We start from the raw sequence: 12,952 nt of genomic DNA, 5'->3' as shown, positions 1-12,952 counted from the left end.
TTAATGAACGTAACAATTGTTGATTATAATTCCGGCAATATAAGCTCGGTAATAAATTCATTTAAAGAAGTTGCTAAAAATAAAGTAAATATCGAAGTAACTTCAGATTTAAAAAAGATCAAATTTTCTGATAAAGTAGTTTTGCCAGGGCAGGGTTCGTTTAAAAGTTGTGTTGATGCTTTAAACAATATCAATGGTTTAGTTGATACTTTGAATGAATTTGCAATTAATAATAAAAAACCTCTTCTTGGTATTTGTGTTGGATTACAAATGTTTGCAGATATCGGGTATGAAGAAATAGAAACTAAAGGCCTTGGTTGGATATCTGGGAAAGTATCGAAAATAGATAATCAAAATGGAAAACTCAAACTTCCACATATTGGATGGAATGAAATCAATATTTTAAAACATAGTAGGATCTTTAAAAATATAAAGAATAATTCTCATATGTATTTCGTCCACAGTTATGAATTTATCCCAGACGATAAAAGTGTGATTTCCGCAACAACAGATTATTCAACAAAAATTGTTTGTTCTGTCGAAAAAGAAAATATTTTTGGGACACAATTTCATCCTGAAAAAAGTGATGCAGAAGGTTTAAAGGTTATTCAAAATTTTTTAAAATTATAGTGATAAAATATCTTGTTAAGTTCCCAATTCTAAAAAGATTAATTCCATCTTTAGGTATAAGAATATTAAAATTTTTAAAAATAAATAGGGGTTTTTATAAAATAAATGAAGTTTATTTTTATTTAGATTTTTTAGATCCAGTAGATAGACAAATAATTATACACAAAAAATATGAAGATGATGCTGTTAAATTTTTAGAAACAGAATTTAATAAAAATAGTTTCTCAATATTTTTAGATATTGGCTCTAATTCTGGATATTTTTCTTTTTATTTTGCAAATAAATTTAAAAATTTAAAAATAATTGCATTTGAACCAAATTTAGATGCTTTTGAAAAATTTAATAAAACTCTTGGAAAGAATAACTTTCAAAATATAAAAATTTTTAATCAAGGACTATCAGACTCAAATAAAAAAATTAAAATGATTACTTGGTATAAACATGGATATGCAAAAACAAATTCAATTATTTTTGAAGATTATCATGACAAAAAAGATTCAAAAGTATTTAGCGCAAACTTAAAAGTTGGTGATGAAATGATAAATTATCAAAATGAAAAATTATGTATAAAAATTGATGTTGAAGGTCATGAAATAAGTGTCTTGAAAGGTTTGATTAATAATTTAAGTCAAAATAAGTGTTTGATATTGATTGAGATTGCTGATGATAAATTTAAATTTGTGAATGATTTTTTAGTTGGAAATAACTACAAGATGATTTTTAAATCTCACTTTAGATTAGATTATATTTATAGTAATTTATAAAATTATGAAAATTTTTCCCGCGATAGATATAAAAGACAAAAAATGTGTGAGATTAGTAAAAGGAGACTTTGATAAAAAAATTGAGTATGAAATGTCACCAGTTGAACAAGCGGCTAAATATAAAGATCATGGTTTTAAAAACTTGCATATAGTAGATTTAGACGGAGCTTTAACTGGAGAAACAATTAATTTAGATATTATTCAAGAAATAGTAAAAAAATTTGATCTTAATATTGAAATTGGTGGAGGTATCAGAAATCTTGAGAGTATTCAGAAATATACTGATGTTGGTGTTGAAAAAGTTATTTTAGGAAGTGCTGCAATAAAAGATAAAAATTTTTTAAAACAAGCTTGCGAAAAATTTCCAAATAGAATTGCATTAGGTTTAGATGCTAAAGATGGTTATTTATCTATTTCTGGTTGGAAAGAAAATTCTAACCAATTAACTTTAGATTATTTAAATGATGTGAATGATTATGGTGTAAGCAGACTTATTTATACTGATATTAATAGAGATGGTATGAAACAAAGTCCTAACTTTGAAGGAACTGTTAAGGTTGCTGATAAATCTAATTGTCCTGTTATAATATCTGGTGGAGTTTCATCAATACTTGATATTAAAAAAGCAAAGGAAATAAATAATAAAAATATTGAAGGTATAATAGTTGGAAAAGCTATTTATGATGGTGATATTATATTGGATGAATTAGTTAAGGAAGTAAATGCTTAAGAACAGAATTATACCTTGTTTAGATGTTAAAAATGGCCGTGTTGTAAAAGGAATTAACTTCGTTGATCTGAAGGATGCAGGAGATCCTGTCGAACAAGCTAAAATTTATTCTGACGGAGGAGCAGATGAAATTTGTTTTTTAGATATCACTGCATCAAATGAAAATAGAGATACAATTTATGATGTTGTAGAAAAAACTTCAAAAAAATGCTTTGTTCCATTAACAGTTGGGGGAGGTGTCAGAAGTGTAGATGATATAAATAAATTACTTAATTGTGGAGCAGATAAAGTTTCTATTAATACTGCAGCAGTTCAAAATTCTAAGGTAGTAGTTGAAAGCTCAAAAAAATTTGGTTCACAATGCATTGTGGTTGCTATTGATGCTAAAAAAAATGCTGATAAATGGGAAATTTTTACACATGGTGGAAGAAATAATACTGGAATTGATGCAATAGAATTTGCTTCAAAAATGGAAAGTAGTGGAGCAGGTGAACTATTGGTAACATCAATGGATAGAGATGGTACCCAGGTAGGTTATGATATTGAGCTCATGTCTAAAATTTCATCTAAAGTAAATATTCCTGTCATTGCATCAGGCGGAGTAGGGAATCTAGATCATTTGGTTGATGGAATTAAATTGGGAAATGCTAGTGCAGTCTTAGCAGCATCAATATTTCATTATGGTAAACACTCAGTAAAAGAAGCAAAGGAATATTTGGATTCAAAAGGAATACCTGTTAGAATTTAATATGCTTAACACATTAGAAAATCTAATTAAACTTGCAAGAGAAAGAAAAAATAATCCAGTTGAAGGTTCTTATACAAATAAATTACTTACAGATAAACCTCTCAGCAAAGCAAAGGTCTTAGAAGAAATAAATGAATTAATTGAATCTATAGAAGAGAATACAAATAAAATTCATGAAGCAGCTGACGTATTTTATCATTTACTTATGTATTTAGAAGCTAATGATGTGAAAATCGAAGAAGTAATGGAAGAATTAGAAAAAAGGAAAAAATGAGTTACGATGAGAATAATATTTTTGCTAAAATTTTACGTGGAGAGATACCTTGTAATAAAATTTATGAAAATGACTATGTTTTATCATTTCATGATATCAACCCACAAAAGAAAGTTCATGCTTTAGTAATTCCTAAGGGAAAATATATAGATCTTGACGATTTTAGTAACAATGCATCATTAGAAGAGATGGTGGGTCTTTTTAAAGGTATTAACGTAGTTGCAAAAAAGCTTGGTATTTCAACAGAAGTGGGCCATGGTTATAGGGCACTGACTAATATTAGTGAACATGGTGGTCAAGAGGTCCCTCATTTGCATTTTCATTTATTTGGCGGTGAACGTGTTGGAAAAATGGTCGAGTGACAGAAGAAGTTAAAAGAAATTATCTAGAAATAAATTCACTGCATGATTTAAAAGATAGTGAACGACCTTCAGAAGATTATAAAGTTAATTTGATTGAACCTACTGATTTTCAGTTAAATAAATTTTTTTATAAAAATATAGGTAAAAAACATAAGTGGATTGATAGATTGATATGGACAGAAGAGCAGTGGATCAAATACGTATCCAACAAAAATGTTAAAACATTTGTATTGAAAAATAAAAAAGATTTAGTTGGTTTTTTTGAATTAATTATTCATTCCGAAAAGCAAGAAGTGGAAATAGCATATTTTGGAATATTAGAGGAATACCAAAATAAAAAATTAGGCTCATTTTTATTATCAAATGCTATTAAAAAATCATTTCAACAAAATATAGAGAGAGTTTGGCTTCATACGTGTTCTTTGGATCATAAAAATGCACTAAATAATTATCTAGCTAGAGGAATGAAAATATTTAAATCAGAAATTGTTAAAATTTAATTTTGAAAAGGAATTTTAAATATTTTTTCGTCAACAATTTGATTTGATTTAACTGAATAAAGAAGTGTGACAGCAATATTTTGATAAACATCCTTAGTTTGCCAGCCAATTAAATTATAATTATTCATATCAAAAAAAATCTCTATTGATTGATTATTTTCATTTATTGTAAACTTGACCAGAGAATTATTAATAATTTCTTCATTTAATTCGGCAATTTTTTTTAATAAGAAATTTTTATCTAAAATAAAATTTAATGGTGTTTTATCCAAAGGATACCTGTAATAGCTTGAAGTAGATTTTATAACTAAAGATTTTCCATTTGAAACTATAACTTTATTTTTTTGATCATAAGCACAAAACATTTTTTTTGGATATTGAATTGTACAGTTTCCAAACTCAATTTTTCCATTTATATCTTGTTCAAAATCAAAATTTAAATTTAAAGTATCTTTTAATTTATTAATTATTTGATTTTTATTATTTGCATTTACTTCACTAGATAAACTAATTAGCCAAACCAATAGTAACAACCTCAACATTAAAGAACGTCTCTTTTACCCACATGATTTGCTTTGCTAACAATTCCATCAGCTTCCATCATATCTATTATTCGTGCAGCTCTATTGTACCCAATTTGAAGTTTTCTTTGTAAAAACGAGGTAGATGCTTTTCCTTCAGATCTAATTATTTCAACAGCTTGATGATACAATTCATCTTTATCTCCTTGATCAGTATTTGATCCTAATTCTTTTTCATCAGCGAAGTTTAAAATTTCATCAATATAATCTGGCTCTGCTTGTGATCTTAAAAAATTATTTATTTTTTCTATTTCATTATCTGAAACAAATGGAGCATGAATTCTTACTATTCTGTTGGCTGAAGACATATAAAGCATATCTCCTTTTCCTAATAATTGTTCTGCTCCTTGCTCTCCTAGAATTGTTCTACTATCTATTTTTGAGGTTACTTGAAAAGATATTCTTGTTGGAAAATTAGCTTTTATTGTACCTGTAATCACATCAACGCTAGGTCTTTGGGTTGCCATAATAATATGAATGCCTGCAGCTCTAGCCATTTGTGATAACTTTTGTATATAATTCTCTATCTCTTTACCAGCCACTAACATTAAATCTGACATTTCATCGACAACTACAACTATGTAAGGCATTGGAAGCTTATGTTTGGTATTGTAACCATCGATATTTCTTACACCTTCTTTTGTCATTAACCTATATCTACTCTCCATTTCTTTAACTACCCAACCAAGCACTGATGCAGCTTTTTTTGCCTCTGTGATTACTGGACAGAGTAAATGAGGTATTCCTTCATATGTTGAGAGCTCAAGCATTTTAGGATCTATTAATATAAACTTACATCTTTCAGGTGTGTGACGGTAAAGAAGTGATAAAATAATCGTATTAATGCAAACTGATTTTCCTGAACCTGTAGTACCAGCAATGAGTAAATGTGGCATTGAAGAAAGATCTCCTACAATAGGTTTTCCAGAAATATTTTTACCAAGAGCAATTGGTAATTTTGTTTCCTTTCTTTTAAAGTCTGCATTGTTAAGAATTTCACTAAGATAAACATTTTCTCTGGAATTATTTGGTAACTCAATTCCAACAGTATTGCTACCTGGTATAGTTGAAATTCTAGCAGACTCAGAACTAGTATTTCTAGCAATATCATCAGATAAATTTATAATTTTAGAAACTTTAACACCTGCAGCTGGTTCAAATTCATTTAATGTTACAACTGGTCCATGACTCACTTTCTGAATTTCTCCCTTAACTCCAAAATCCATTAGAATTTTTTCTAGAAATTTTGGATCATTCGATTCATTTTTGCTTGAGTTTTCTCTTTCTTTCTTAGATGGAACTTTTAATAAATCTATTTTTGGTAATTGAAATTTACTTTTATTAATTGATTTATTCTCTGCTTTAATAAATGGCAAATCCTCTTGTATTAAATTTTTAATTTCTTCTTGAGGAATATACTCACTTATTAGTTCACTTCTATCTGTATAAGACTTATTTTCTTTCTTAGAAAAAAAATTTATTAGTTTAATTGATAAATTATAGAATTTTATAGGGTGAAAATTAATGCTTATTAAAAATAAAGTAATTATTATTATGATTAAAAAATAATAAATTAATGTTTCATTCATGAGAATGATAGAATTTAAAAAAGTTTGACCAAAATAATCTCCAACAAAACCTCCGTTTCCATTAATATAAAGTGTAAAAGCATCAGAATAAAAATAGTTAAGAAAAAGGGTGCCAAATATAGTATAAATTATTGCTAAAAAAGTATTTTCAATTATTAAAAAAAATTCTTTATGAAGGAATATATTTATTCCAGTAATTATATAGGTAATAGATATTAGAAATGAAATAAATCCAACTGATTGGAAAAAAAGATCAGAAATAAAACTTCCTTGAAATCCCAAAATATTTTTAATTTCAGTATCCTTAGGAAAAATAAAATTAGGATCTTCAGGTGAATAAGAAAAAAGTGCAATAAATAACAGGATTCCTGTTAAGGAAATTATAATGCCAAAAATTTCTGCTAATCGTTTTATAGTAAAATTAAGTAATAAATTAGCTGTTTTTTTTAAATCCATTTATACAAATCAATTATACCACTTTGTATCATCTAATTTTTGTTGTTAAAATTAAAATTATTATGAAAGTTTGTATTACAGGATCTGGTTTATCAAGTTTAGCTTTAGCTAATGCTTTAGCCAAGACTGGTATTTCTGTTGATATTTTTTTCTTAAAACGAAAACAAGACAAATCAAGAACCATAAGTATTTCAAAGAGTAATGTGGATTACTTTTGCAATCATGTTGTTGATATTAAAAAAATTATTTGGAAAATTAAAAATATAAAAATTTACTCAGAAAATTTAGATAAAGATAGTTTATTAAATTTTGATAATAAAAACGAACAATTATTTTCAATAGTAGAGAATTATAAACTTTATGAAATTTTAGAAAAAGAATTGAATCAAAATAAAAATATAAAAAAAATTCAAAAAAAATTAGATTATAAATTAACAAAAAAATATGATTTAATAATCAATACTGACTTTTCTAATGAATTAACTAAAAAATTTTTTTATAAAAAAATTTTAAAAAAATATGATAGTTTTGCATACACAAGTGTGATTACCCATAAAAAGATATCTAATATTATCGCAAGACAGATTTTTACAAAAAAGGGCCCTTTGGCTTTCTTGCCAATTTCTTCTTATAGAACATCTATAGTTTATTCGATCAATCAAAAAACAAGAATAAATCAAGAAACATTGTTAAGTTCATTGAATAGTTACAATAATTTTTACCAAATTAAACGATTAGAAAAATTTAAATCATTTAGGTTAATGTCTGTAAATTTAAGGAATTATTATCATAAAAATATTTTAGCATTTGGAGATTTAATACACAGAGTACACCCTCTAGCTGGTCAAGGTTTTAATATGACAATTAGAGATATTCAAGAATTGACGAATATAATTAGATCTAAAATTGAATTGGGACTCAGTTTAGATGCTTCTGTTAATAGTGAATTTGAAAAAAAAACAAAGTCAAGAAATGTAATTTTTTCTAATGGAATAGACCTAATTCATGAGTTTTTTAATTTAGACAATAAAATAAATAAAAATGTTTTAAGTAAGTCTGTAAAATTTTTTGGCAAAAATTCATTTATAAACAAGTCGCTAATTAAAATGGCTGATAATGGAAACTTATTTTAAATTATTGAAGTGTACTATTTTCGTATAAATCAAAACTATAAGTCTTAAGTATTTCAGAAATTTTATTTTTTCGTAAATCAAGATTTGGAGCTTCTAACAAAATTTGTTTTTCTTCTAAGGTAAATGGGGACGCCATTGCAAGTGCATTAATTGTTTCATCTAGGCTTTGCTTTTCAAGTGCTTTCCAATTTATTATAAATCCTTTTTTTTCAAAAAGTAATTTTAGATCTTTGAATATCAATTCAAGATCTGAAAATTTAATATTTTCTTTTGAGTTATTTAAATCTGCATGAAATTCATCAAAGTTAACTTTAAACGAGCGATATTTATTATTTGTTTTAATTTCCTCTAAAATCTTGAATCTAGTCAATCCCTTCAACTCTATTAAAAAATTACCATTTTTTGTTTCTTGAAAATTTATAATTTTTCCCAAGCATCCAACCTGATATAAGTCAGGTTTAATATTTTTTTTATCATCTTTGTAATTTGGCTGTATCATTCCAACTAGCCTTTCAGCTTTCATGCTATCATTTATCATATCTATATACCTTGGTTCAAAAATATTGAGTGGAACAGTAGTATTTGGAAACATGATAAAATTACTTAGTGGGAAAACTGAAATTATATCAGGAAATTTTTTCATTTATAATTATTAACAAAAAAATAAATTTTACTCTATATTATTTTTTTATAAATGATTTTCTGGATTGCCTCATACCCTAAAAGTGGAAATACTTGGTTGAGAACTTTGATTAGTTCCTATTATTATTCAAAAGATGGAATTTATAAACAAGAGTACATAAAATATATTGGGCAGTTTCCTGAAAAAAGACATTTTGACGGTTTTTCTTATAATCCAAAAGACGTGATAGGAACTTCTAGATTTTGGATTCAAGCTCAAGAAAGAATTAACAAAGATAAAAAGTTACATTTTTTTAAAACACACAATGTTTTTGGTAAAATAAATGAATTACCTTTTACAAACAAAGAAAACTCCTTAGGCTGTGTTTACATAATAAGAGATCCAAGAAATGTTATTACATCTTTATCAAATCATTATGAGTTAAATTATGAGGATTCTTTGGCTTGGATGATAAATCATAAAAAGTATATTTATGATAACAGAGGAGACTTAGATTTCGGAAATTTCCAATTTATTAGTTCTTGGTTCAATAATTATAAATCGTGGAAAATACAAAAAGATTTACCAATAAAAATTGTGAAGTATGAGGATCTTTTAGAAAAAACATTTTCAGTTACCAAAGAAATAATAGAATTTATTAATAAATGTACAAAAATTGAGAGCAAAATAGACAGCAATAAATTAAAAAATGCTGTTAGCTCAACATTATTTGATAAGTTAAAAAATTATGAGAAGAAAGAAGGGTTTTCTGAAGCTATCTATTCAAAGAGAAAAAATAAAATGATTTCATTTTTTAATTTAGGACCAGATAATAATTGGAAAAATATTCTTGATAAGGATTTTGCTGACAAACTAAATAAAGTTTTCAAAGAAAATCTTGAAGAGACCGGTTATTATTAAAACGATATTATTATTACTTGCATTTATAAAAGGCGCTAATTATAATATTTTTTAAATAAGCGGGCATAGCTCAGTGGTAGAGCGTCTCGTTGCCAACGAGAAGGTCGAGGGTTCGAACCCCTTTGCCCGCTCCAAATTTTATGAGTGAAGATCTTTTAAGTAAAAAATGTTTACCTTGCGAAGGAGGAGCTATTCCTTTTGATGTATCTGATATTCATAAATATCAAAAGAAAGTTGATGGCTGGGATATTACAGAAGACGAAAATAAAGTATTTTTTTTACAGAAAAAATTCAAATTTGAAAATTTTATAAAAAGTCAAAATTTTGTTAATGAAGTTGGTAAAATTTCTGAAGAAGAGGGACATCATCCAGATATAAGTTTTGGTTGGGGTTATGCAGATATTAAAATTACCACACATGCTATTAAAGGTCTTTCTGAAAATGATTTTATTTTAGCCGCTAAGATAGATAAAGTTACTAATGTCTGAAATGTCTTGTCTTAGAAAAGACCAGAACAGTATCTGTTTCGTTTGCAAATTTAATTATTTCTTTGTCTCTAATTGATCCAGAAGGCTGAATTACAGCTTGAACCCCTGCTTGAACTAATTTTTCAATTCCATCTACAAATGGAAAGAAAGCATCTGATGCTGCGACCAAATTATTTCCAAATAAATTAAATTTTATCATTTTATTAATTGCTATCTCACAGCTATCTAATCTACTTGGTTGACCCGATCCAATACCTACAATCGATTCATCTTTCGCAAGAACAATTGCGTTTGATTTGACATATCTACAAACATTAAATGCAAAAATTAGATTTCTAAGCAGCTTAGGGTTTGGTTTTCTTTTAGATACAACTTTAAAATCTTTATTTTTGAATATTTTTAAGTCTTCAGATTGAACTAATAATGCTTCATTTGATGAATTGAATTTTGTAATTTCACTAAGTGAATAATTTGTTGCATCAATTACACGTAAATTTTTTTTAGTTTTAAGTATTTTCAAAGCATCACTATCAAAACCATTAGCAATAATTACTTCTAAAAAAAGTTTATTAAGCTCTACGGCAAGATTTTTTTTTATTTTAAAATTACAAGAGACAATTCCGCCAAAAGCGCTTATGGGATCACATGCTAATGCAGATTTATAGCTTTCTGTAGGATTTGAATTTATTGATATTCCGCAAGGGTTTGCGTGTTTTACAATTACAGTACCTTTATTTTTTGGTAAAGATTTTGAAATAGTTAAGGCAGCAAATATATCGTTATAATTATTATAACTTAGTTGCTTTCCTTGAATTTGTTTTAAATTAGTTTTTAAATTTTTTGAATAATACCCACTAAATTGGTGTGGATTTTCTCCGTACCTAAGTTTTTCAATTAAATTTACAGAAAAAACTTTTTTATCTGGCAAGTGTATGTTTGCTTTTTTATTAAAATAGTTTGAGATTATTGAATCATAGTAAGCAGTTTCTGTAAAAGCTGTTCTTGATAGTTTTTCTCTGAAATTTAATGATGTAGCTCCATTATTTTTATTCATTTCATCTATTAATTCCTGATATTGATTTGCAGAAGTAATCACAGTTACATCATTATAATTTTTAGCAGCAGACCTAACCATTGTGGGACCCCCTACATCTATATTTTCAATTATTTTTTTATGATTATTTGTAGTTTCTAAAGTTTTTTCGAAAGGATAAAAATTTACAATTACTAGATCAATATTTTCAAAATTATTTTTTTTTAAGTCATTTAAATGTAATTTATTATTTCTTTTATTAAGGATTCCTGCGTGTATTTTTGGATGTAAGGTTTTAACTCTTCCCTCTAAAATTTCAGGTGAATCAGTAAAATCAGATACTTCTAAACAATTAAATTTTAATTTTTTTATTTCTTTATAAGTTCCACCAGAACTAATAATTTTGATGTGATATTTTTTTAAAATTTCTAAAACTGGTTTTAAATTATTTTTATCTGATACAGAAATAAGAGCAGTCTTTATTTTTTTCATTATATTTTACTTATTTCCCATTTAATTATTTGTTCACTTTCATTACTCATGCCAGAGATAAATATATTTTGGTTTTCTTGATAAGAATTTTTATTACCGAAATATAAACCATTATCAATATTTATATCATAGTTATCACAACTAAATTGCCAACCCTCATCTTCTAATTGTATTAATATAAACTTATTATTTTGTGTTTTCATAACTTTAGAGTCGGGATGAAGATGAAATCTAATATCAAATTTAATTTGCTTATCTGGATCTTTTCTCACTATTTTGTCATGACCAATAAATTTAAATTGTTCAGGGTAAAATTCTATTTCTCTATGATGATCTAATTTAAATTTTTTAAAGTAACCATTATGACTAGCTGAAATTTTCCAATAATTCTTCTCAAAAACTATATTTTTATTATCAATTTTTAAATCTTTTTGTATCAACAAATTATTACCAGCTTTAATAAAATCAGATGAAGAATAATCTTCAATTGAAAGTGTACTTTGTAAAGCGGTGCTTTTGGAAAATTTATTTAGTCTGTTTTTTGGATCTGGATAATATCCAGAATTTGAAATTAATTTTTTATCGTTAGAAAAAATTTCAAAAGATAAGGCGCCTGCCTGATAATTTTTGGTATATATTGTTTCAGGATTTGATCCATTGTCAGCTGCTAGGATAATTTTTTTATTTTGTAATATTGTATATCCAGCTAACTCATTAATTTGATTTTTAAAAGTATATCCAAATCGTTTTAAATATTGGTCAAATTCATTATGATTAGACGAATAATTTCCATTAAAAAAAATATCTTGTTTTATGTTTTGCCATATAAAAGCATAACTGGATCCTAAATAATATATAGTTTCATCAACATATTCTGGAATTTGATTTTGCGATTCTTTAAACCATTCTCTAATAATGATTAGATATTTAAGATAAAAAACTAAATTTTGAATATTTCTTGATTTGGGAAAACCTTGTTTATCAAGAGAGTTTTTGATTAAATTTTTTAATATATTTAAACCACTTTCTAAATAATTTTTCTCATCTTTATACGCTAAACCTGTTAAAATTATTGCGGCACATCCAATCAGCTTTTCTTCTGTTTCATCTAAATTTTTGATCTCATTTAATAAATGGTTAGTTTGTTTTTGAAGCATATGATTAAAATACAATCTATATTCTTCATTACTATCTTCATAAGTTAACTGATGATTGGAAAGCCAAGCAATAATTCTTTTTGCAGTAATATTGAATTCCCATATATTTTCATCAAATCTTTCATTCTTATGAATCCATTTAAGAATAATTGATTGAGTAGTTTTCTTTGATGATTTTAAATCTAAACTAAAAAACCAAAAAAAATTGTTTAGTTTTTTAAAGTCTTTAGAAGAAATATTGTTTGTCCAGATAGTTTCAGTTACAAAATCTTCAATTTTATATTTTTTTTTCTGGTACTTTATAATTGAAGATAAAAGATGAGGACTTGGTTTATATTCAAAATTGTTATCAAAAGTTTTCGAAATTCGTTTTTCATAAAAATTTGAATTTTTATATAATTTTTTAAATGAAGATTTTAACTTAAAAAATATTCCATTAGAAAGATTTAAGGAATTTTGAGATTGCATTAAC

At 26.0% G+C, this 12,952-nt stretch carries 15 protein-coding genes and 1 tRNA gene; 11 read left to right on the top strand and 5 right to left on the bottom strand.

All coding sequences use genetic code 11. The annotated features are described in order from the left end of the window. Positions 1 to 3 precede the first annotated feature (3 nt). Genes hisH through ACTTAO_RS03350 form a run of 7 tightly spaced genes read left to right on the top strand, consistent with a single transcriptional unit; the run spans position 4 to position 4,008 of the window. A complete protein-coding gene (hisH, locus tag ACTTAO_RS03380; RefSeq protein WP_440690886.1) occupies positions 4 to 630 on the top strand; it encodes an imidazole glycerol phosphate synthase subunit HisH in 627 nt (208 codons plus the stop codon). Further along, positions 630 to 1,394, top strand: a complete 765-nt coding sequence (locus ACTTAO_RS03375) for an FkbM family methyltransferase (RefSeq protein ID WP_440690885.1) — start codon at positions 630 to 632, stop codon at positions 1,392 to 1,394. Before hisH ends, ACTTAO_RS03375 begins: the two co-directional genes overlap by 1 nt. 4 nt (positions 1,395 to 1,398) lie before the next feature. Then, positions 1,399 to 2,124, top strand: coding sequence for a 1-(5-phosphoribosyl)-5-[(5-phosphoribosylamino)methylideneamino]imidazole-4-carboxamide isomerase (hisA, locus tag ACTTAO_RS03370; RefSeq protein ID WP_440690884.1), 726 nt, complete (start codon positions 1,399 to 1,401; stop codon positions 2,122 to 2,124). Then, a complete protein-coding gene (gene hisF / locus ACTTAO_RS03365; protein WP_440690883.1) occupies positions 2,117 to 2,872 on the top strand; it encodes an imidazole glycerol phosphate synthase subunit HisF in 756 nt (251 codons plus the stop codon). The genes hisA and hisF overlap by 8 nt, the downstream gene beginning before the upstream one ends. A 1-nt stretch (position 2,873) precedes the next feature. Continuing rightward, positions 2,874 to 3,146, top strand: coding sequence for a phosphoribosyl-ATP diphosphatase (gene hisE, locus ACTTAO_RS03360; protein WP_440690882.1), 273 nt, complete (start codon positions 2,874 to 2,876; stop codon positions 3,144 to 3,146). After that, a complete protein-coding gene (locus ACTTAO_RS03355) occupies positions 3,143 to 3,508 on the top strand; it encodes a histidine triad nucleotide-binding protein (protein ID WP_440690881.1) in 366 nt (121 codons plus the stop codon). The genes hisE and ACTTAO_RS03355 overlap by 4 nt, the downstream gene beginning before the upstream one ends. After that, positions 3,505 to 4,008 carry a GNAT family N-acetyltransferase gene (locus tag ACTTAO_RS03350; RefSeq protein ID WP_440690880.1) on the top strand — a complete coding sequence of 168 codons (504 nt, stop codon included), beginning with the start codon at positions 3,505 to 3,507 and terminating at the stop codon, positions 4,006 to 4,008. Before ACTTAO_RS03355 ends, ACTTAO_RS03350 begins: the two co-directional genes overlap by 4 nt. On the opposite strand, the gene ACTTAO_RS03345 is transcribed toward ACTTAO_RS03350, so the two are convergent. Continuing rightward, a complete protein-coding gene (locus ACTTAO_RS03345; RefSeq protein ID WP_440690879.1) occupies positions 4,005 to 4,550 on the bottom strand; it encodes an outer-membrane lipoprotein carrier protein LolA in 546 nt (181 codons plus the stop codon). The genes ACTTAO_RS03350 and ACTTAO_RS03345 overlap by 4 nt on opposite strands. Beyond that, on the bottom strand, positions 4,550 to 6,634 hold the full coding sequence (locus tag ACTTAO_RS03340; protein WP_440690878.1) for a DNA translocase FtsK 4TM domain-containing protein: 2,085 nt from the start codon (positions 6,632 to 6,634) through the stop codon (positions 4,550 to 4,552). Before ACTTAO_RS03340 ends, ACTTAO_RS03345 begins: the two co-directional genes overlap by 1 nt. 62 nt (positions 6,635 to 6,696) lie before the next feature. Here ACTTAO_RS03340 and ACTTAO_RS03335 point away from each other — a divergent pair, with 62 nt between their 5' ends. Then, entirely contained in the window at positions 6,697 to 7,767 is a 1,071-nt protein-coding gene (locus ACTTAO_RS03335) for an FAD-dependent monooxygenase (RefSeq protein WP_440690877.1), read from the top strand. Between the two features lies 1 nt (position 7,768). Here the strand turns inward: ACTTAO_RS03335 and ACTTAO_RS03330 are convergent, their stop codons facing one another. After that, entirely contained in the window at positions 7,769 to 8,410 is a 642-nt protein-coding gene (locus ACTTAO_RS03330; protein ID WP_440690876.1) for an LON peptidase substrate-binding domain-containing protein, read from the bottom strand. Positions 8,411 to 8,461: 51 nt separating this feature from the next. Here ACTTAO_RS03330 and ACTTAO_RS03325 point away from each other — a divergent pair, with 51 nt between their 5' ends. From ACTTAO_RS03325 to ACTTAO_RS03315, 3 genes are all read left to right on the top strand, one after another. Continuing rightward, entirely contained in the window at positions 8,462 to 9,310 is an 849-nt protein-coding gene (locus tag ACTTAO_RS03325) for a sulfotransferase domain-containing protein (RefSeq protein ID WP_440690875.1), read from the top strand. Positions 9,311 to 9,369: 59 nt separating this feature from the next. Beyond that, a tRNA-Gly gene (locus tag ACTTAO_RS03320) sits at positions 9,370 to 9,444 on the top strand. 6 nt (positions 9,445 to 9,450) lie between these two features. Continuing rightward, complete coding sequence (locus ACTTAO_RS03315) at positions 9,451 to 9,798, top strand: 4a-hydroxytetrahydrobiopterin dehydratase (RefSeq protein ID WP_440690874.1); 348 nt, start codon at positions 9,451 to 9,453, stop codon at positions 9,796 to 9,798. Here the strand turns inward: ACTTAO_RS03315 and purH are convergent. Next, positions 9,788 to 11,323: a bifunctional phosphoribosylaminoimidazolecarboxamide formyltransferase/IMP cyclohydrolase gene (gene purH / locus ACTTAO_RS03310; RefSeq protein WP_440690873.1), complete on the bottom strand. Its 1,536-nt coding sequence runs from the start codon at positions 11,321 to 11,323 to the stop codon at positions 9,788 to 9,790. The two genes, ACTTAO_RS03315 and purH, sit on opposite strands and share 11 nt — an antisense overlap. Continuing rightward, positions 11,323 to 12,948 (bottom strand): heparinase II/III domain-containing protein, encoded by a 1,626-nt coding sequence (locus tag ACTTAO_RS03305; protein ID WP_440690872.1) that lies wholly within the window; start codon positions 12,946 to 12,948, stop codon positions 11,323 to 11,325. Before ACTTAO_RS03305 ends, purH begins: the two co-directional genes overlap by 1 nt. Positions 12,949 to 12,952: the final 4 nt, after the last annotated feature.

The sequence above is a fragment of the Candidatus Pelagibacter sp. HIMB1782 genome, assembly GCF_052047475.1.
GTDB lineage: Bacteria > Pseudomonadota > Alphaproteobacteria > Pelagibacterales > Pelagibacteraceae > Pelagibacter.
This window is presented reverse-complemented; position numbering and strand designations above follow the sequence as displayed.